Below are 17,688 nucleotides of genomic sequence, written 5' to 3' on the forward strand. Positions count from 1 at the left end.
AGCAAGCCATGGAACTGGTGGCGATTCAACTCAATGGCGCGGCCGACTGGCCGGTCAACAAGGAAAAACTGGCGGGCTTGCTGGAACAGTTGCCGGTTGGCCGGCCGCTGCTGGTACAGCTGCCGGAAAACGCCGTGGTATTCGGCAACCGGGACGCGGTCCGGCGTTGGGCGGAGCCCCTGGGATCGGGCCCGGTGCAGGACACCCTGTCCGGCTGGGCGCGGGAGTTCGGTATCTGGCTGGTGGTGGGCTCCATGCCGACCCTGATCGACGGCAGCGAACGATGGCACTCCACCTGCCTGGTGTACGATGACCAGGGCCGGCAGGTGGCCCATTATCACAAGCTGCACCTGTTCGATGTGGACGTGGCCGACGGTCACGGCCGCTACCGGGAGTCCGACAGCTATGCACCTGGCAATGATCTTTGCGTGGTCGACAGTCCCTTCGGGCGCCTGGGGCTGTCCATCTGTTATGATCTGCGTTTTCCCGAATTGTACCGGGCGCTGCGCGAGCGGGGCGCCGATATCCTGATGGTGCCTTCGGCTTTTACCCGGGTCACCGGCCAGGCGCACTGGCTGCCGCTGTTGCAGGCCAGGGCCATAGAGAACCAGTGCTATGTGCTGGCGGCGGCCCAGTTTGGCGAACACGCCGGGGGACGCCAGACCTGGGGGCACTCGATTATTCTGGACCCCTGGGGCGAGATTTGTGCCTGCCTGCCCAGGGGCGAGGGCCTGATCCTGGCCTCCCTCGACCGACAGCGCCTCGACAGCCTGCGCCGGCAAATGCCGGTGGCCCAACATGCCCGCCTGCGAGCGGTGTGGAGAGACAATAATGAGTATTGAACAGATCAACCAGAGCCTGCTGCAGCCTAACGAGCTGGACATGGCCTTGCTGGATGCCCAGCTGGCGCGACTGTGCCGCCACCAGATCGATTTTGCCGATCTCTATTTCCAGAACAGTGTGCACGAGTCCTGGGTGCTGGAAGACGGTATCGTCAAGGACGGCAGCTATAACATCGAGCAGGGCGTGGGTGTGCGGGCGGTCAGCGGCGACAAGACCGGCTTTGCCTATTCCGACGAATTGACCGCGTCGGCCCTGAGCCAGGCGGTGACCGCCGCCCGGGGCATCGCCGAGCGCGGCGGCGACGGCCGCTTCCAGATTGGCCGGGAGCAGCCGGTGACCGCCCGCTATCTCGGCCGGAACCCCCTCGACAGCCTGCAGCGCGAGCAGAAAATCGCCCTGCTGCAGCAAATGGATGCATTTGCCCGCAGCCTGGACCCGGCGGTGACCCAGGTGATCGCCTCCATTTCCGGGGTCTACGAGGAGATACTGGTGCTGGGGACAGACGGCACCCTGGCCACGGATCTGCGTCCCCTGGTGCGGCTTAACTGCTCGGTACTGGCCGAGCGCAACGGCCGGCGGGAGCGGGGCGGCAGCGGCGGCGGCGGCCGGGTTGGCTATGACTATTTCCTGGAGGAAGAGGACGGCCAGCCGCGCGCCCTGGGCTATGTTAAGGAAGCGGTACGCCAGGCCCTGGTCAACCTGGAGGCGGTGGATGCCCCCGCCGGCACCATGCCGGTGGTGCTGGGCGCCGGCTGGCCCGGGGTGTTGCTGCACGAGGCGGTGGGCCACGGCCTGGAGGGGGATTTCAACCGCAAGGGCTCTTCCGCCTACTCCGGCCGTATCGGCGAGCAGGTGGCCTCCAGCCTGTGCACCATAGTGGACGATGGCACTCTGGCCAACCGGCGCGGCTCACTCAGCGTCGATGACGAAGGCACCGCCAGCGGCTACAACGTGCTGATCGAGAACGGCGTGCTCAAGGGCTATATGCAGGACAAGCTCAATGCCCGGCTGATGAAGATGGCGCCCACCGGTAACGGCCGGCGCGAATCCTATGCCCACCTGCCCATGCCGCGCATGACCAACACCTATATGCTGCCCGGGCAGACACCGCCGGAGGAGATTATCCGCAGTGTGAAAAAGGGCATCTATGCGCCCAATTTCGGCGGCGGCCAGGTGGACATCACCTCTGGCCGGTTCGTGTTCTCCGCCTCCGAAGCCTATCTGATCGAAGACGGCAAGCTGACCGCTCCCATCAAGGGGGCCACCCTGATTGGCAACGGGCCCGAGGCCATGAGCCAGGTTTCCATGGTGGGCAACGATCTGGCGCTGGACAGCGGCGTCGGAGTCTGTGGCAAGGATGGCCAGAGCGTGCCGGTGGGGGTAGGCCAGCCGACCCTCAAGCTGGACCGGATGACGGTTGGCGGCACCCAATGAGCCGCCAGCCCTGATAACGACAACGCCGGCATCAGGCCGGCGTTGTCGTTATCGGAGAATGGCGCCCGGAAATCAGGGCTCTATATTCTCCTTGAGGTACTGGAACAGCTCCCGGTAGGCCTTGGGGGGCAAGCCGGCGGCCTGCTCCTTGCGGCCGGTACGGGCCAGCTGGCGCAGCTTTTGCCGATCCAGGCCGTGGAATTCCGCCATCAGGGCGTCCACCCCCTTGTCACCTTCCCGGATCAGCCGGTCCCGCCACAGCTCCAGCTTGTGAAAACGGGCATTGGCCACGGCACTCTTGTGGTCGAAGGCGGCCAGGGCCTCCTGGATGGCTGACACGTCCCGGTTGCGCATCAGCTTGCCGATAAACTGCAGGTGGCGGCGCAGGGCTTCCCGCTTGTTGCCGAGCTTGTGGGCCAGGGCGATGGCATCCTGCAATTCTTCATCCAGGGGCACCTTGGCCAGCTCGCTGGGCTTGAGCCGGACCAGATCCATGCCCAGCTGCTGCAGGGCATGGCTTTCCCGCTTCATTTCGCTCTTGCTGACCCACTCGATGTCGTCGTCGTGGTCGGTGTGCTCGTCGTGTTGGCGCATGGCTTTTCCGTTCAAACAAAGATTTGCATATATATTACCAGCTTCTCCCAAGGGGCGCAGGGGTCTGTTATGCTAACCCCAAACAGAGCCAGCGATTTCATTTATGACCCCGGAAGAGATTCAAACCGAACAGCGCCAGCTCGAACTGGCGGTAGAGCAAGCCCTGGAGGCGGCCAAGCGGCTGGGTGCCGAGGCGGCCGAAGTCTCCATCAGCAAGCAGACCGGCCTGTCGGTCAACACCCGCAATGGCGAGCTGGAAAACATTGAATTCAACAAGGATGGCGCCCTGGGTATCGCCGTGTATCGGGATGGCCGCAAGGGCTCCGCGTCCACCTCGGACCTGCGTCCCGACGCCATTGCCCGCACCGTGGCGGCGGCGCTCGATATCTCCCGCTATACTGCCGCCGATCCCTTTGCCGGTATAGCAGAGGCGGCCGACCTGGCCTGGGACGCCCCGGCGCTCGAGTTGTGTTTCCCGACGCCGCTGGAGCCGGCGGATGGCCTCGAGCTGGCACTGCGCTGCGAGCGTTCGGCCCTGGGCCGCGACAGCCGTATCAAGCAGTCGGACGGGGCCAGCTTCTCCACCAACCTGGGCATCAAGGTTTACGGTAACAGCCATGGCTTCATCAAAGGCTATGCGGGCAGCCGCTTTGGCCTGAGCTGCGTGCTGATCGGCGAGCAGGACGGCGACATGCAGCGGGAATACGGCTATACCTCGGCCCGCAGTTTCGACGATCTCTGGACGCCCGAGCGGGTGGCGGACGAGGCGGTCAGCCGCACCCTGGGCCGGCTGGGCGGGCGCAAAATAGGCACTACCCAGGCGCCGGTGCTGTTCCATCCGGACGTCGCCGGCGGCTTGTTCGGCCATCTGGTGATGGCCATCAGCGGCGGCAACCTTTACCGCAAGTCCTCCTTTTTGCTCGACGCCAAGGGCAGCCGCCTTTTCCCCGACTGGCTGGACATCCACGAGCAGCCACATCTGGACAAGGGCCTGGCCAGCGCCCCCTTCGACAACGAAGGGGTACGCACCCGTGAGCGCCACATCATTGAGCAGGGCGTGCTGCAGACCTACCTGCTGACCAGCTATTCGGCGCGCAAGCTGGGGCTGCCGCTCACCGGCCATGCCGGCGGCATCCACAACTGGACGGTCTCCAGCAGTGGCCAGAGCCTGGCGGAACTGCTGAAGATGATGGGCTCCGGCCTGCTGGTGACCGAGATGATGGGACAAGGGGTGAACATTGTCACCGGCGACTACTCCCGTGGTGCCGCCGGTTTCTGGGTGGAGAACGGCGAAATTGCCTATCCGGTGGAGGAAATCACCATTGCCGGCAACCTGAAGGGTATGTTTGCCGGTATTCAGGCCATCGGCACCGACATAGAAACCCGCTCCAGCCTGCAGACCGGCTCTGTGCTGATCGACAATATGAAGATAGCTGGACAGTAAAAACCGGGATTGGGGACTGGTGATTAGGGATTAGAAACCATACCTTCAGTCCCTAGTCCCTAGTCCCTAGTCCCTAGTCCCTAGTCCCTAGTCCCTAGTCCCTAGTCCCTAGTCCCTAGTCCCTAGTCCCTAGTCCCTAGTCCCTAGAGCACCGATCAGTTTAAAAGTTGAGCAGATCGACATGCGTTCTGATACATGATCAAATACACAGTATCTGTTCAGACTTAGAGTATTGATGCATGTCCGATCCTCGCTATTGGGACTGTCCCGTTGAATTGACCAAAAAAGAGAAATTTATCTGCAGTAAGCTGAAAACAACCGGAAAATTGTTTGTCTTCCTGCGGGAAACGCGGCATCTCATCTTCAATGACGAGCTCAACCATCAGCTGTGTGCCATGTACGCCGATCACCCCAAAGGCAAGCCGCCCGTACCGGCGGCACAACTGGCCATGGCCACCCTGTTACAGGCCTATGAACAGAAATCTGACGCCGGCGCCACCCTGGAGGCGATGTTCGATGTACGTTGGCGGATGGTGCTCAACTGTCTGGGGGATGACGACACCGCGCCCTTTTCTCAAGGGACCTTGTGTGACTTCCGCCATCGCTTGATCAAACATAACTTGGACGTCACCCTACTGGAGCGAACCGTCCAGATTGCCAAGGAATTTGGTGGTTTTGGCCACCAGCAGCTCAGGGTCGCGCTGGACTCCGCCCCATTGCAGGGCGCTGGACGGGTGGAGGACACCTTTAATCTGGTGGGGCACGCACTGGCACTGGTGCTGGACTGTGCCGCCCGGCTCAGGATGGTCAGCGAAGAGCAGATTATCGCGGAGGCGGGGACCCGCCTCCTCGGTCAGTCCAGCATCAAGGCGGCGCTGGATATAGATTGGTCGGTTCCGGAAGAAAAGCACAACGCCATCAATACGTTGCTTGATGATGTGGCGGCGATGAGGCAATGGCTTGAACGTCAGCCGCCGGGGATGGTGGAGCACCAAGAGCTGCAAGCGTGCCTGTCGCTGCTGGAAAAGGTGTTGGCGCAAAATATCGAGCCCGATCCGGATGGCGGCGCACGGATCAAGCAAGCCGTGGCCAAGGACCGGCAGATCTCGGTTACCGACGGCAGCATGCGGCATGGGCGTAAATCGCGCTCTCGCACCATTAACGGCTTCAAGCAGCATATTGCCATTGATATGGACAGCAAGCTGGTGCTGGCCACCTGTGTTCGCCCGGCCAATGAAGCGGAGCACGAGGCGTCGACATGGCTGAAGCCTAAGGTGTTGAACTATGGTCCGGTGATTGAACTGAGCATCGATCGCGGCTATCTGGCGTCCGCCTGGACAAAGGAGCTGCATGAGCAGGGCCAGAAAATCATTGCCAAGCCGTGGAATCCGGGCAACAACGGCAAGTTCAACAAGAAGGCGTTCGACATTGATCTGGTAGCGGGGCAAGTCACCTGCCCGACAGGGCACAGCGTTGCCATCCGCGTCGGTCAGGTTAGCCGGGCCCATTTCCCAGCCAGCCACTGCAACCGGTGTCCGAAGCAAGCGCAGTGTACGAGCTCAGGGCAAGGCAGGATACTGACCCTGCACCCGCAAGAGGCGATGCTGCAAGGCCTAAAGCCGTATGTAGAAACGGCGAAAGGACGGGCCGATGCCAGAGAGCGAGTCAAGGTAGAGCACGCTCTGGCATCGATCTGTAATCGGAAAGGGCCCAGGACCAGGTACCTGGGCCTGCGACTGAACGAATACGATCTTAACCGGACAGCGATGATCACCAACTTGCATATAGCACTGCGTCTAGCTGCCTGATTTTTAAACTATATGGCGCTCTAGTCCCTAGTCCCTAGTCCCTAGTCCCTAGTCCCTTTTTCTTATTCAGTGCAGCAGGATCAGCGTGGCCAGGCCCAGAAACGACAGCAGGCCCACGGTATCCGTGATGGTGGTCAGGGCCATGGAGCCGGCCAGGGCCGGATCTATGTTGAGCCGCTTCATCACCAACGGGATAGTGGCACCGGCGATCCCGGCCACCGACAGGTTGATGAACATGGCAGCGGCAATCACCAGGCCGATTTCCCAACTGCCCTTCCACAGGCTGACCACAACGGCGATGGCCAGGGCCCAGACCATGCCGTTAATAAGGCCCACCAGGGCTTCCTTGGTCAGCAGCCAGCGGGCATTGCTGTCGCCGATATGGCCGACCGCCATGCCGCGGATGACCAGTGCCAGGGTCTGGTTGCCGGCAATGCCACCCATGGAAGGCACTATGGTCATCAGGATGGCCAGGGTGGCCAGCTGGGATAGGGTGGCTTCAAACATGTTGGACACGCTGGCCGCCACCAGGGCGGTGCCCAGGTTGACGGTAAGCCAGATGGAACGGCGCCGGGCGCTGGTCAGCACGGGGGCGAAGGTGTCCTCGTCGTCGTCCATCTTGGCCATCCCCATCATGGAGTGTTCGCCCTCTTCCCGGATGATGTCTACAACATCGTCTATGGTGATCCGCCCCAGCAACTGGTTATTGTCGTCGACCACCGGCGCCGACAGCCAGTCGTGGCGTTCGAACAGGTTGGCCACCTCGGTGTCGGTCATGGTCAGGGGAATGGCCTCGACCGAGGTGTCCATCACCTCGGCCACGGTGGCGGTGGGCGCCTGCACCACCAGGCTGGCGAGCGGCATGTCTCCCAGCAGGCGGTTGTGCTGATCCACTACATAGAGGGTGTCGGTGCCTTCGGGCAGCTCGCTGTGGCGGCGCAGGTAGCGCAGCACCACGTCGATGGTCACGTCCGGACGCAGGCTGATGAACTCGGTATTCATCAGCGAGCCGGCGGTATCTTCCGGGTAGGACAGGGCCTGCTCGGCCCGCTGCCGATCCTGTTCGTCCATCTGGTCCAGCACCTGGGTGAACAGCTGCTCGGGCAGATCCCGCAGCACATAGGCCAGATCGTCCGACTCCATGTCTTCCAGGGCGATGGCCAGTTTTTCCGGATCCATCAGCCGGATGATGCCGTCGCGCACTTCTTCCGACAGTTCTTCCAGGATCTCGCCGTAGTCGTCGGGGTCGATCAGCTGCCACAGCACCTTGCGGCTGGGGGAGGGCGACGACTCCAGCAGCCAGGCCACATCCCCCGGGCGCATTTGCTGCAGCATGCGCCGCACGTGCACGAACATGCCGCTGTTGAGGGCCTGGGTGATGGTTTCCAGGTGATCCGGTGTTCTGGGTTGTTCGGCTGGCTCAGTCATCCGGGCTCCGGCGCGGCTGGGGAGGGTTATTCCGATTCGTTAAAGCGAGCCGCCACCAGCCGGGCCACGGCCTCCATGGCGGCTTCGGCGTCGGGGCCTTCGGCGACGACCCGGATGGCGTGGCCCTGGGCGGTTTCCAGCATCAGCAGTCCCATCACGCTGTTGGCGGGGGCCTGCTTCTCCTGGTTACAGACGGTGACCACGGCATCGAACTGCTGGGTCAGCTGCACCAGCTGGATGGCGGCCCGGGCGTGCAGGCCCAGCTTGTTGACGATTTGCAGGTCCCGTTCAATTTTCGGCATTGCGTTTTTCCAGGGTACGGTGACGGATTTGGACACTCTTGCCCAACTGGCCGAAGACCCGCGCCAGTTGCTCGGCGATGAATACCGAGCGATGCTGGCCGCCGGTGCAGCCGATGGCCACAGTGACATAGCTGCGGTTGTTGCGCTCCAGGTGGGGCATCCAGGTGATCAGCAGGTTTTCCAGCTGCCACAGGTATTTCATGACCTCGGGCTGGCTGGCCAGGTAATCGGCCACCTGCTGATCCTTGCCGGTAAAGGGGCGCAGCTCGGCCACCCAGTGGGGGTTGGGCAGGAAACGGGCGTCGAACACAAAATCGGCGTCCTTGGAGACGCCATATTTGTAGCCGAAGGATTCGAATACCCAGTTCAGCTCCTTTTCCTTTTTGCCGAGAATGCGCTCGCGGATAATCTCGCTCAGGTCGTGGATGCTCAGGGCCGAGGTATCGATGCGCAGGTCCGCGTCCGAGGACAGGGGGGCCAGCAGGTGGGTTTCTTCCCGGATGGCCTCGTCCAGGGTCAGGCTGTGACGGGACAGGGGGTGCAGCCGGCGGGTGTCGCCAAAGCGGCGGATCAGCACCGAGTTGTCCGCATCGATGAAGATACTCGACAAATTGACCCCGTCCATCGCCCTGACTTCCGCCAGGAAGGCTTCGAGCTGCTCGCTGCTGTCTGGCAGGTTGCGCACGTCTATGCTGACTGCCACCTCGCCCGGCCGGTGCCGGCGCAGGCGGACCAGTTCCGGCAGCAGTTCCACCGGCAGGTTGTCGACACAGTAATAGCCCAGATCCTCCAGTACCCGCAGGGCCACCGTCTTGCCGGAGCCCGAACGACCACTGACGATAACCAGCTGCATGGCGGCTTTCCTCAGGCTGAAGTGATGATACGGTAGAGTTCGTCGTCGCTGCCGGCCTGGCGGAGTTGCTTGCAGACCTGCTTGTTGCTCAGCTTTTCGGCGATAAGCGACAGGGTTTTCAGGTGCTGCTTGCACTCCTGCTCGGGGACCAGCAGGGCGAACACCAGGCCGACCGGCTGGTTGTCGATGGCATCGAATTCCACCGGTTCGGCAAAGGTGAGTAATACGGCGGTCGCCTGGTTGTCATTGCTGATACGGCCGTGGGGAATGGCGATACCGTTGCCGATACCGGTACTGCCCATTTTTTCCCGGGCCAGCAGGCAATCGAACAACTGTTGACTGCTGACGTTCAGGTGCTGGGCGGCAAGCTCGCTGATGATTTCCAGGGCTCGTTTCTTGCTTGTGCAGGGAACTGCACTGCGGGTGCAGTCCCTGCTCAGTATATCGGCGACTTCCATGGTTATTTTTGCTTGAGCTTCTCTTTGTGTTTGATGATCTGGCGATCCAGCTTGTCGACCAGGCTGTCGATGGCCGCGTACATGTCTTCATGCTGGGAATTGGCGAAGACTTCACCGCCGCTGACGTTCAGCTTGGCCTCGGCAATCTGCTGCATTTTTTCCACATTCAGGATGACGTGAGCGTTGGTAATGTGATCGAAGTGGCGCTCCAGCTTGGAAAATTTGCTGTTCACGTAGTCACGCAGTGAGTCGGTGATTTCCACATGGTGTCCAGTCAGGTTTATTTGCATAACGTCTTCCTTCTTTGTCTGCCTTTAAACCAGGCGTTTGCGCTGATTGGAAGGGGGGATGGCCAGTGACTCCCTGTACTTGGCGATGGTTCGCCTGGCCACCTGTATCCCCTGGTCGGCCAGCAACTGGGCGATTTTACTGTCGCTCAGCGGCTTGGCCGGGTTTTCCGCCCCCACCAGTTTCTTGATCAGGGCGCGAATTGCCGTTGAAGAACACTCTCCGCCGTCGTCGGTGCCCACGTGGCTGGAGAAGAAATACTTCAGCTCGAACACTCCCCTGGGGGTGTGCAGGAACTTCTGGGTAGTCACCCGCGAGATGGTGGACTCGTGCATTTCCACCGCCTCCGCCACATGGTTCAGTACCATGGGCTTCATGGCTTCCTCACCATACTCAAAGAATGCCTGTTGTTGCTCGACAATACAATTGGCAACCTTGAGCAGGGTCTCATTTCGGCTCTCCAGACTCTTGAGGAACCACTTGGCGTCCTGCAGATGGTTGCGGATGAACTGGCCGTCCTCGCTGCTGCGCGGCTGCCGGGCCATGGCGGCGTAGGTTTGGTTGAGGCGCACCCTGGGCATGGCTTCGGGATTGAGTTCCGCCACCCAGGCGCCGTTGCGTTTGAGTACCACCACGTCCGGGATAACGTACTCGGAGCTGCTTTGGATCACGCTGTTGCCGGGCCTGGGCTCCAACTGCTGGATCAGCGCCAGCACTTCCTTGAGCTCCTCTTCCTTGAGCCGGGTCTTGCGCTGCAGGGTGCGGTAGTCCCGGTTGCCGAGCAGATCCATGTGCAGGTTGATCACCTCCTGGGCCTGTTCCAGCCAGGGGGTATCGGGCGGGAACTGTTCCAGCTGGATGCGCAGGCATTCCTGGACGCTGCGGGCCGCTACCCCTATGGGGTCGAAGTGCTGGATGCGCTTGAGAACTGCCTCCACCTCGTCCGCTTCTATGTCCAGCTCATCGCCGGACACCGCCTCCAGGATGTCGGACACCGTTATGGTAAGGTAGCCCGCGTCGTCGATGGCGTCGATAATGGCCAGGGCGATGGCCTGGTCGGTGTCGCTGAAAGGGGTCAGGCGCATTTGCCACAGCAGGTAGTCCTGCAGGGTTTCGGTGGTTTCCCCCTGGTAGACGTTATCCTCGATGCCGTCGGGCAGGCCGGCTCCGCCGCCGGAAGAGGCGGTGTAGACATCGTCCCAACTGGTGTCCATGGGCAGGTCGTCGGGCAGCTGGCTCTGCTCCATGGCGGTATCCGTCGCCATCTGCTCTTCATTGTGGTTGTCGGCCACCGCTATGCTGTCCGTTTCCTCCTGTTCCAGCAGGGGATTGCTCTCCAGGGCTTGCTGGATTTCCTGCTGCAGCTCCAGGCTGGACAACTGCAGCAGGCGAATCGCCTGCTGCAACTGGGGCGTCATGGTCAACTGCTGCCCCAGGCGTAACTGAAGAGTTGGCTTCATCTGTTAAAAAAGTCCTTCTGTATCAACCGCCGTCGGGCGGTGCCCACTCAGAGGCTGAACTGTTCACCAAGATAGACTTTCTTGACCTGCTCGTCGGCGAGGATCTCGGCCGGGGTGCCGGCGGCGATGCGGTGGCCGTGGCTGACGATATAGGCACGCTCGCAGACATCCAGGGTTTCCCGCACATTGTGATCGGTGATCAGCACGCCCAGTCCCCGGTCCCGCAGGTGCAGAATGATTTTTTTGATGTCTATCACCGAAATGGGGTCGACCCCGGCAAAAGGCTCGTCGAGCAGAATAAAGCGCGGATCAGCCGCCAGCGCCCGGGCGATTTCCACCCGCCGGCGCTCGCCACCCGACAGACTCATCCCCAGGCTGTCGCGGATATGGGTGATATTGAACTCTTCCAGCAGCTGTTCCCGTTTCTCGTCGCGGCCGGCGGCGTTCAGATCCTTGCGGGTTTCCAGCACCGCCATCAGGTTGTCGGCCACGCTCAGCCGGCGGAAGATGGAGGCTTCCTGGGGCAGGTAGCCGATGCCGGCCCGGGCCCGTACGTGCATCGGCTGGTGGCTGATATCCTGGTCGTCGATGGTGATGCTGCCCGCGTCCCGCTGCACCAGGCCTACTATCATGTAAAAGGAGGTGGTCTTGCCGGCGCCGTTGGGGCCGAGCAGTCCCACCACCTGGCCGGTGTTGACGGTGAGGCTGACGTCGGCCACCACCTTGCGGCCCTTGTAGCTTTTCTGCAGTCCGCGTGCCTTGAGTACCGCCATGGCTCAGTCCTGGCCCTGATTGTCGAGCTGTTGGACCTGCTCGGGCAGGAAAATGGTGGTCACCCTGTCCGTGCCGCCCTGGCTTTCTGCCTCCATTTGTTCACGGTCGATGTGGTAGCGGATGCGGTAGCCGGTCACGATATTGTCGTTCTGGGTCAGCTTGGCGTCCTGCACCAGGGTGATGGTGCGGGCGCGCATGTCGAAGTGGATTTCCCGCGCTTCGGCCTTGACCGGCTGGCCGTTGTCCAGGGTCTGCTGGTAGGTGGCCGGCGCGCCCCGTGCGGTCATTGACTGCAGGCCTTGCTCGTTGCGGATCACCACCAGCTCGTCGGCACGCACGTCTATGGTGCCCTGCCTGACCACCACCCGGTCGCTGAAGGTCACCTTGTCGTCGGCCAGCTCCACCAGCTGGCGACCGGCATCTATGGTCACCGGCTGGCGGAAGTCGGATTCTTTGGCTGCGGCCTGTCCCAGGCCGAGCAGGCCGCCGAGGCTAAGGATTGAAATAAGTTGCCCGGGTTTCATGCAGTAATTCCACCGTTTGTTGGTCAAGCTGGCCCAGCAGTCCCTGGCCCTCGGCCAGGTATTGGGGGCTTTGCAGTCGCACTTCCTTGTTGGAGCGCAGCTGGTTGTTGATAAAATCCAGTTCCAGATACTCTGTGGTCAGGGTGTCCACCAGGGCGTCCGGCAGCAGCCCCCGCCCGACTACATTGCCATTGAGCACGGCGTTGTCGCCGGTGTTGAGGGTGCCCTCGTCGCCACTCAGCCGCCACTGGGGCTGGCCGTCGGGCGAATAGAGCAAGATAACAGGTTTTTCCATCAGGGTCATGGACAGCGGATCGTAGTACTCGGCGTACTCGGCCGCCAATCCCCGGTAGGGCAGGCCGAGCCGGTTGTACTGGATGCTGGCCAGGTCCCTGGCCACGAAATCGGGCTGGAAATCCCTGTCGTTAAGGGCGATGTCGCCGTCCTGGCGAAACCACTGGAAACACACCAGGGCCAGCACAAAGAGAATACCGAACAGCCAGGTCTGGCGGTTCATAGGCTCATGCCCCTGGCCTGCTCCAGCTCGCCGCGCGCTTCCAGGATCAGGTCGCACAGCTCGCGTACCGCCCCCCGGCCGCCGTGCAGCCGGGTCACATAGTCGGCGCCCCGCAGTACCAGCGGGTGGGCATCGGCCACTGCCACCCCCAGGCCGCAGTGGCGCATCACCGCAAGGTCAACCACGTCGTCGCCGATATAGGCGGCCTGGCTGGGCTCAAGCTTGAGGGTGTCGAGCAGGGCCCGGTAGCTCGGCATCTTGTCGCCCTGGCCCTGGTACACATGGCGGACGCCGAGCGATGCCATGCGCTCGCTGACGATACGCGAGTCGCGCCCGGTGATCACCGCCACCTGGATGCCGGCGTTGAGCAGGGCCTTGATACCAAAACCGTCCTTGGTGCAGAAGCTCTTGTATTCCTCGCCCTGGTTGCCCAGATAGATCATGCCGTCGGACAACACGCCATCCACATCGCAGATCAACAGGCGGATAGCCGCCAGCCGTTGCCAGACTTCCCGTGGCAGTGGACCGTAAAGACTGTGCTCTATCATCAAATCACTCCGGCGCGCAGCAAATCGTGCATGTTGAAGGCCCCGACCGGCTGGTTGTCTTCGTTGACCACCAGCAGGCCGCTGATTTTTTTCTCTTCCATCAGGTTGACCGCTTCCGCTGCCAGCATGTTGGCGCGGGCGGTTACGCAGTGCCGGGTCATCACCTGGTCGATGGGGGTATGATGCACATCTATTTTGTGATCCAGGGTCCGGCGCAGATCTCCATCAGTATAGATGCCCACCAGCCGTTGCCGGTCATCGACCACGGCGGTAAAGCCAAGCCCGGTGCGGCCGATTTCCAGCAGGGCATCGATGATCAGGGTATTGAGCGCCACCCTGGGCACCCGGTCGTCCTTGTGCATCAGGTCGGCGACCCGCAGCAGCAGACGCTTGCCGAGCGCACCGCCGGGGTGGCTAAGGGCGAAATCGTCGGCGGTAAAACCGCGCGCCTCGAGCAGGGCTACGGCCAGGGCATCGCCCATCACCAGGGCGGCGGTGGTGCTGGCAGTGGGGGCCAGGCCGAGGGGGCAGGCTTCCTGCTCGACCCGGGTGCAGAGATGGACTTCGGCTTCCCGGGCCATGGTGGAGCCGGGGTTGCCGGTCAGGCAGATAAGCTTGAGTCCACGGCGCTTGAGCACCGGCAGCAGCGACAGTATTTCGTCGCTCTCCCCCGAGTTGGACAGGGCCAGTACCACGTCCTGATGGCCAATCATGCCCAGGTCGCCGTGACTGGCTTCACCGGGATGGACGAAAAAGGCCGGTGTGCCGGTACTGGCCAGGGTGGCGGCAATCTTGTTGGCAATATGGCCCGACTTGCCCATGCCGGTAACAATGACCTTGCCCTGGCAGGCGAACAGCAGGCGGCAGGCCTGGCTGAAGGCGTCATCCAGATATTGATAAAGGCCGTCGATGGCTGCCTTTTCAATATCGAGAACACGGCGGGCGGTTTTGCGGTAATCAAATTCTGCTGACATAAGGCTCTCCACGGCTTGGGCTGCGCCATTATAGAAAAGCTCGGCCCGATAAGCGACTGGCGCGGCACGGATTCATGGACGCCGCCGGCGCCGGTCAGGGGATGGCGTAGCCGCAGCCGAAATCCTGCCCCCGCGGTTGCCGAGCCGGCGGCGAACCCATACAATTCTCTCTTTTTTACGGGGAATCAGTTTGAACCAAAGCCTTGTCGAGATACGGGATCTTTGTTTCAGCCATGGCGATCGCACCCTGTACGAGCGGATCAACCTGCGCATCCCGCGCGGCAAAATCACTGCCATCATGGGGCCGAGCGGCATCGGCAAGACCACGCTGCTGCGCCTGATCGGCGGCCAGATCAAGCCCGACAGCGGCGATGTACGCTTCGACGGCGAATCGATCCCGGCCCTGGGCCGCTCCCGCCTGTACCAAGTGCGCCGGCGCATGGGCATGCTGTTTCAAAGCGGCGCCCTGTTCACCGGTATGTCGGTGTTCGACAACGTGGCCTTTCCGCTGCGTGAGCACAGTGGCCTGCCCGAAGCCATCATCCGCACCCTGGTCATGATGAAGCTGGAGGCGGTGGGCCTGCGCGGTGCGGCGGGGCTGTTTCCGGCCGAGCTGTCCGGCGGCATGGCGCGGCGGGCGGCACTGGCCCGCTGCATTGCGCTGGATCCGGAACTGGTGATGTACGATGAACCCTTCGCCGGCCAGGATCCCATCAGCATGGGGGTGCTGGTCAAGCTGATTTCCGAACTCAACCGGGCCCAGGGGCTGACCTCCATTATCGTCACCCATGATGTGGATGAGGTGATGGGGATCGCCGATTACGCCTATATCATCGCCAACCGGCAGGTGATCGCGGCAGGCTCGCCCGCCGAGTTGCAGGCCCATGCCGATCCGCGGGTGGTTCAGTTTCTGCGCGGCGAGGCGGACGGCCCCGTGCCCTTCCATTATCCGGCGCCCGCCTTCAGAGAGTCGTTAGGTTATGTTGATTGATGTAATAGGGCGGCTGGGGCGCCGTGGCGTCGGCGGCATCACCGCCCTGGGCCGCGCCGGCTTTATGCTGCTGCACGCCCTGCTGGGCCGACCCCAGCCGCGCAAGCATTTCCCGCTGTTGGTACAGCAACTGCAGGTGGTGGGGGTGCAGTCGGTACTGATTATCCTGGTGTCCGGCCTCTTTATCGGCATGGTGCTGGCCTTGCAGGGGTACAACGTGCTGGTGGACTTCGGTGCCGAGGGCAGCCTGGGGCCCCTGGTGTCCCTGTCGTTGCTGCGCGAGTTGGGCCCGGTGGTCACCGCCCTGCTGTTTGCGGGGCGGGCCGGTTCGGCCCTGACCGCCGAGCTGGGCCTGATGAAAGCCACCGAACAGCTGTCCAGCCTGGAAATGATGGGCATAGATCCGCTGCGGCGGGTGGTTGCGCCCCGCTTCTGGGCCGGTTTCATCAGCATGCCGCTGCTGGCCTTCATGTTCAGCCTGGTTGGCATCTGGGGCGCCAAATTGGTGGGCGTGGACTGGCTGGGCGTTGACGAGGGCGGTTTCTGGTCGGCCATGCAGGCGGCGGTGGACTGGCAGCAGGATATCATGCAGGGATTCATCAAAAGCCTGGTGTTCGCCCTGGTGGTGACCTGGATTGCGCTGTTCAATGGCTTTGATGCCCGGCCCACGGCGGCGGGCATCAGCCAGGCCACCACCCGGACCGTGGTTCATTCATCTTTGGCGGTACTGGGGCTCGACTTTGTGCTCACCGCCGTCATGTTTGGGTAAACAATAATGAAATACAGCAAACTGGAATTCAGCGTCGGCTGCTTTATGCTGGCCGGGATAGGCGCCCTGCTGCTGCTGGCGTTCAAGGTCGCCGGCGTCAGTGTTAACGGCCAGGGCGAGAGCTATACCCTGTATGCCAAGTTCGATAATATCGGCGGCCTCAAGGTGCGTTCGCCGATCAAGGTGGGGGGCGTGGTGGTTGGCCGGGTGGCCGGCATCAGCCTGGATCCCCGGGATCAGGTGCCGGTGGTGACCCTGGTGATGAACAAGGATGCCGGCGAGTTCGCCGAAAGCAGTACGGCGTCCATCCTGACCTCGGGGCTGCTGGGCGAGCAGTACCTGGGGCTCAACCCGGGCTTTGCCGACGAGGAAATGGGCATCGGCATGCTGGAGGATGGCGATACCATAGCCCATACCCAGTCCGCGCTGGTGCTCGAAGAGCTGATCGGCAAGTTTATCTACTCCATCGGCAACAACTGAAACCACGGCGATCCTGAGGAGGAAACATGAAAAGATGGTTATCCTGGCTGCTGGTCCTGACCGGCTTCTGGGCTCCGCTGGCGGCATCCGCCTCGGCGTCCGATCCCTATCGCCTGGTCAGCGAAGTGGCCCAAAATACCTTTGACCGGCTCAAGCAGGAGCAGGCCGAGATCGGCGCCAATCCCGAACACCTGCGCACCATAGTGCGCGAGGAAATGCTGCCGGCGGTGGACGTGCGTTTTTCCGCCTTCCGGGTCATTGGCAGCCAGCTCAACAGCACCACCGCCGAGCAGCGCGAGCGCTTTGTGGAGGCTTTCAGCGACTACCTGGTGGTGACCTATGCGGATGCCCTGGCGGCCTATAACAACCAGACCCTGGATATCGGCCGGGGTCAGGTGGGCAGCGATGACAAGCTGGCTTCGGTGCCGGTCACGGTGCAGGATCCCGGCAAGCCCGATATCAAGCTGGAGTTCAAACTGCGCCAGAACAGCCGTACCGGCGAATGGAAAGTATTCGATATGGTGGCCGAAGGCATCAGCCTGCTGTCCGCCAAGCAATCCGAACTGAGCGGCCTGATCCGCCAGAACGGCATCGACGAGGTCAGCCGGCAGTTGCAGGAGCATACCCGCAAACCGGTCACCCCGCTGGATGTGACCCAATGAAACTGACGCGGCCGCTGATCCGGGAGCAGTTGCCGGCCTACTGGGCCGAGCGGCATGCCCTGTTTGCCGAGGACAATGCCGAGCTGGGCGAGGTCGAGCAGATCGACTCGGTCGGCCTGGCGTTCCTGGTACAGTGGAGCCAGGCCCTGTCGGCCGCCGGCCGCGGGCTGACCCTGAGTGCGCCGCCGGCCAGTTTCTACCCCTTAGCCGATTTATATGGTGTCAGTGAACTGTTTACACTGGCCGACAACGATTCCGGGAGCCAACATGGATCTGAATAACGAAGTCGAGCGCTTGTTGCGGGAAGCCCTGCCCCTGGATGAGCTCCACGTCAAAAGCGAAGGCAGCCACTTCCAGGTGATAGCGGTGTCCGGGGCCTTTGCCGACATGAGCCGGCTCAAACGCCAGCAGGCCATCAATGGTCCCCTGATGGAGCTGATTGCCCAGAACGCCATTCATGCGCTGACCGTCAAAACCTTTACTCCCGAGCAGTGGGCTCGGGAGAAAAAATTCCTCATGCCGTCCTGACAGGAGCCC

General features: G+C 62.1%; 22 protein-coding genes. 10 read left to right on the forward strand and 12 right to left on the reverse strand.

The window, feature by feature from the left end; all coding sequences use genetic code 11:
- Positions 1 to 8: 8 nt before the first annotated feature.
- Together C7I36_RS11875 and tldD are read left to right on the forward strand one after the other, a co-directional pair.
- Entirely contained in the window at positions 9 to 842 is an 834-nt protein-coding gene (locus C7I36_RS11875; protein ID WP_106453923.1) for a carbon-nitrogen hydrolase family protein, read from the forward strand.
- Complete coding sequence (gene tldD / locus C7I36_RS11880; RefSeq protein WP_106453924.1) at positions 832 to 2,277, forward strand: metalloprotease TldD; 1,446 nt, start codon at positions 832 to 834, stop codon at positions 2,275 to 2,277. The genes C7I36_RS11875 and tldD overlap by 11 nt, the downstream gene beginning before the upstream one ends.
- Positions 2,278 to 2,349: 72 nt before the next feature.
- On the opposite strand, the gene yjgA is transcribed toward tldD, so the two are convergent.
- Entirely contained in the window at positions 2,350 to 2,871 is a 522-nt protein-coding gene (gene yjgA / locus C7I36_RS11885) for a ribosome biogenesis factor YjgA (RefSeq protein WP_106453925.1), read from the reverse strand.
- 103 nt (positions 2,872 to 2,974) lie between these two features.
- On the opposite strand from yjgA, the gene pmbA reads away from it, so the two are divergent.
- Both pmbA and C7I36_RS11895 read left to right on the forward strand, forming a co-directional pair.
- The gene (gene pmbA / locus C7I36_RS11890) at positions 2,975 to 4,315 is read left to right on the forward strand and encodes a metalloprotease PmbA (RefSeq protein ID WP_106453926.1); all 1,341 of its coding nucleotides are present in this window, start codon (positions 2,975 to 2,977) and stop codon (positions 4,313 to 4,315) included.
- Between the two features lie 239 nt (positions 4,316 to 4,554).
- Positions 4,555 to 6,123, forward strand: a complete 1,569-nt coding sequence (locus C7I36_RS11895; protein WP_106453927.1) for a transposase — start codon at positions 4,555 to 4,557, stop codon at positions 6,121 to 6,123.
- Between the two features lie 66 nt (positions 6,124 to 6,189).
- Here C7I36_RS11895 and mgtE read toward each other — a convergent pair whose 3' ends face one another.
- From mgtE to C7I36_RS11950, 11 genes are read right to left on the reverse strand one after another with little or no spacing between them, the layout of a single operon-like run.
- Positions 6,190 to 7,551: a magnesium transporter gene (mgtE, locus tag C7I36_RS11900; protein ID WP_106453928.1), complete on the reverse strand. Its 1,362-nt coding sequence runs from the start codon at positions 7,549 to 7,551 to the stop codon at positions 6,190 to 6,192.
- 26 nt (positions 7,552 to 7,577) lie between these two features.
- Positions 7,578 to 7,853 (reverse strand): HPr family phosphocarrier protein, encoded by a 276-nt coding sequence (locus C7I36_RS11905; RefSeq protein WP_106453929.1) that lies wholly within the window; start codon positions 7,851 to 7,853, stop codon positions 7,578 to 7,580.
- Positions 7,840 to 8,706 (reverse strand): RNase adapter RapZ, encoded by an 867-nt coding sequence (gene rapZ / locus C7I36_RS11910; RefSeq protein ID WP_106453930.1) that lies wholly within the window; start codon positions 8,704 to 8,706, stop codon positions 7,840 to 7,842. Before rapZ ends, C7I36_RS11905 begins: the two co-directional genes overlap by 14 nt.
- 11 nt (positions 8,707 to 8,717) lie before the next feature.
- Positions 8,718 to 9,164: a PTS IIA-like nitrogen regulatory protein PtsN gene (gene ptsN / locus C7I36_RS11915; RefSeq protein WP_106453931.1), complete on the reverse strand. Its 447-nt coding sequence runs from the start codon at positions 9,162 to 9,164 to the stop codon at positions 8,718 to 8,720.
- A 2-nt stretch (positions 9,165 to 9,166) separates the two neighbouring features.
- Positions 9,167 to 9,454 carry a ribosome hibernation promoting factor gene (gene hpf / locus C7I36_RS11920; RefSeq protein WP_106453932.1) on the reverse strand — a complete coding sequence of 96 codons (288 nt, stop codon included), beginning with the start codon at positions 9,452 to 9,454 and terminating at the stop codon, positions 9,167 to 9,169.
- A gap of 24 nt (positions 9,455 to 9,478) precedes the next feature.
- Positions 9,479 to 10,912 (reverse strand): RNA polymerase factor sigma-54, encoded by a 1,434-nt coding sequence (locus C7I36_RS11925; protein WP_106453933.1) that lies wholly within the window; start codon positions 10,910 to 10,912, stop codon positions 9,479 to 9,481.
- 47 nt (positions 10,913 to 10,959) lie between these two features.
- Positions 10,960 to 11,685 (reverse strand): LPS export ABC transporter ATP-binding protein, encoded by a 726-nt coding sequence (lptB, locus tag C7I36_RS11930; protein WP_106453934.1) that lies wholly within the window; start codon positions 11,683 to 11,685, stop codon positions 10,960 to 10,962.
- A gap of 3 nt (positions 11,686 to 11,688) precedes the next feature.
- The gene (gene lptA / locus C7I36_RS11935; RefSeq protein ID WP_106453935.1) at positions 11,689 to 12,210 is read right to left on the reverse strand and encodes a lipopolysaccharide transport periplasmic protein LptA; all 522 of its coding nucleotides are present in this window, start codon (positions 12,208 to 12,210) and stop codon (positions 11,689 to 11,691) included.
- The gene (lptC, locus tag C7I36_RS11940; protein WP_106453936.1) at positions 12,179 to 12,727 is read right to left on the reverse strand and encodes an LPS export ABC transporter periplasmic protein LptC; all 549 of its coding nucleotides are present in this window, start codon (positions 12,725 to 12,727) and stop codon (positions 12,179 to 12,181) included. The genes lptA and lptC overlap by 32 nt, the downstream gene beginning before the upstream one ends.
- Positions 12,724 to 13,275 carry a 3-deoxy-manno-octulosonate-8-phosphatase KdsC gene (gene kdsC / locus C7I36_RS11945; RefSeq protein WP_106453937.1) on the reverse strand — a complete coding sequence of 184 codons (552 nt, stop codon included), beginning with the start codon at positions 13,273 to 13,275 and terminating at the stop codon, positions 12,724 to 12,726. The genes lptC and kdsC overlap by 4 nt, the downstream gene beginning before the upstream one ends.
- Entirely contained in the window at positions 13,275 to 14,249 is a 975-nt protein-coding gene (locus tag C7I36_RS11950; protein ID WP_106453938.1) for a KpsF/GutQ family sugar-phosphate isomerase, read from the reverse strand. Before C7I36_RS11950 ends, kdsC begins: the two co-directional genes overlap by 1 nt.
- A 190-nt stretch (positions 14,250 to 14,439) precedes the next feature.
- Here C7I36_RS11950 and mlaF point away from each other — a divergent pair, with 190 nt between their 5' ends.
- From mlaF to C7I36_RS11980, 6 genes are read left to right on the forward strand one after another with little or no spacing between them, the layout of a single operon-like run.
- A complete protein-coding gene (mlaF, locus tag C7I36_RS11955; RefSeq protein WP_106453939.1) occupies positions 14,440 to 15,240 on the forward strand; it encodes a phospholipid ABC transporter ATP-binding protein MlaF in 801 nt (266 codons plus the stop codon).
- On the forward strand, positions 15,230 to 16,009 hold the full coding sequence (gene mlaE, locus C7I36_RS11960) for a lipid asymmetry maintenance ABC transporter permease subunit MlaE (protein ID WP_106453940.1): 780 nt from the start codon (positions 15,230 to 15,232) through the stop codon (positions 16,007 to 16,009). The genes mlaF and mlaE overlap by 11 nt, the downstream gene beginning before the upstream one ends.
- Positions 16,010 to 16,015: 6 nt before the next feature.
- Entirely contained in the window at positions 16,016 to 16,489 is a 474-nt protein-coding gene (gene mlaD / locus C7I36_RS11965) for an outer membrane lipid asymmetry maintenance protein MlaD (protein WP_106453941.1), read from the forward strand.
- 26 nt (positions 16,490 to 16,515) lie between these two features.
- A complete protein-coding gene (gene mlaC, locus C7I36_RS11970) occupies positions 16,516 to 17,151 on the forward strand; it encodes a phospholipid-binding protein MlaC (RefSeq protein WP_106453942.1) in 636 nt (211 codons plus the stop codon).
- A complete protein-coding gene (locus C7I36_RS11975; RefSeq protein WP_106453943.1) occupies positions 17,148 to 17,432 on the forward strand; it encodes an STAS domain-containing protein in 285 nt (94 codons plus the stop codon). Before mlaC ends, C7I36_RS11975 begins: the two co-directional genes overlap by 4 nt.
- A complete protein-coding gene (locus C7I36_RS11980) occupies positions 17,419 to 17,679 on the forward strand; it encodes a BolA family protein (protein WP_106453944.1) in 261 nt (86 codons plus the stop codon). The genes C7I36_RS11975 and C7I36_RS11980 overlap by 14 nt, the downstream gene beginning before the upstream one ends.
- Positions 17,680 to 17,688: the final 9 nt, after the last annotated feature.

It is taken from the genome of Zobellella taiwanensis, assembly GCF_003012795.1.
GTDB classification, from domain to species: Bacteria; Pseudomonadota; Gammaproteobacteria; order Enterobacterales; family Aeromonadaceae; genus Oceanimonas; species Oceanimonas taiwanensis.

Excerpts from the sequence above, each read along its gene's own strand:
- tldD (WP_106453924.1), top strand. The coding sequence starts at position 832 with ATGAGTATTGAACAGATCAACCAGAGCCTGCTGCAGCCTAACGAGCTG.
- mgtE (WP_106453928.1), bottom strand. The coding sequence starts at position 7,551 with ATGACTGAGCCAGCCGAACAACCCAGAACACCGGATCACCTGGAAACC.
- lptB (WP_106453934.1), bottom strand. The coding sequence starts at position 11,685 with ATGGCGGTACTCAAGGCACGCGGACTGCAGAAAAGCTACAAGGGCCGC.
- rapZ (WP_106453930.1), bottom strand. The coding sequence starts at position 8,706 with ATGCAGCTGGTTATCGTCAGTGGTCGTTCGGGCTCCGGCAAGACGGTG.
- ptsN (WP_106453931.1), bottom strand. The coding sequence starts at position 9,164 with ATGGAAGTCGCCGATATACTGAGCAGGGACTGCACCCGCAGTGCAGTT.
- C7I36_RS11950 (WP_106453938.1), bottom strand. The coding sequence starts at position 14,249 with ATGTCAGCAGAATTTGATTACCGCAAAACCGCCCGCCGTGTTCTCGAT.
- C7I36_RS11875 (WP_106453923.1), top strand. The coding sequence starts at position 9 with ATGGAACTGGTGGCGATTCAACTCAATGGCGCGGCCGACTGGCCGGTC.
- mlaE (WP_106453940.1), top strand. The coding sequence starts at position 15,230 with ATGTTGATTGATGTAATAGGGCGGCTGGGGCGCCGTGGCGTCGGCGGC.
- yjgA (WP_106453925.1), bottom strand. The coding sequence starts at position 2,871 with ATGCGCCAACACGACGAGCACACCGACCACGACGACGACATCGAGTGG.
- kdsC (WP_106453937.1), bottom strand. The coding sequence starts at position 13,275 with ATGATAGAGCACAGTCTTTACGGTCCACTGCCACGGGAAGTCTGGCAA.
- pmbA (WP_106453926.1), top strand. The coding sequence starts at position 2,975 with ATGACCCCGGAAGAGATTCAAACCGAACAGCGCCAGCTCGAACTGGCG.
- mlaD (WP_106453941.1), top strand. The coding sequence starts at position 16,016 with ATGAAATACAGCAAACTGGAATTCAGCGTCGGCTGCTTTATGCTGGCC.
- C7I36_RS11975 (WP_106453943.1), top strand. The coding sequence starts at position 17,148 with ATGAAACTGACGCGGCCGCTGATCCGGGAGCAGTTGCCGGCCTACTGG.
- C7I36_RS11895 (WP_106453927.1), top strand. The coding sequence starts at position 4,555 with ATGTCCGATCCTCGCTATTGGGACTGTCCCGTTGAATTGACCAAAAAA.
- C7I36_RS11905 (WP_106453929.1), bottom strand. The coding sequence starts at position 7,853 with ATGCCGAAAATTGAACGGGACCTGCAAATCGTCAACAAGCTGGGCCTG.
- C7I36_RS11925 (WP_106453933.1), bottom strand. The coding sequence starts at position 10,912 with ATGAAGCCAACTCTTCAGTTACGCCTGGGGCAGCAGTTGACCATGACG.
- mlaC (WP_106453942.1), top strand. The coding sequence starts at position 16,516 with ATGAAAAGATGGTTATCCTGGCTGCTGGTCCTGACCGGCTTCTGGGCT.
- lptA (WP_106453935.1), bottom strand. The coding sequence starts at position 12,210 with ATGAAACCCGGGCAACTTATTTCAATCCTTAGCCTCGGCGGCCTGCTC.
- lptC (WP_106453936.1), bottom strand. The coding sequence starts at position 12,727 with ATGAACCGCCAGACCTGGCTGTTCGGTATTCTCTTTGTGCTGGCCCTG.
- hpf (WP_106453932.1), bottom strand. The coding sequence starts at position 9,454 with ATGCAAATAAACCTGACTGGACACCATGTGGAAATCACCGACTCACTG.
- C7I36_RS11980 (WP_106453944.1), top strand. The coding sequence starts at position 17,419 with ATGGATCTGAATAACGAAGTCGAGCGCTTGTTGCGGGAAGCCCTGCCC.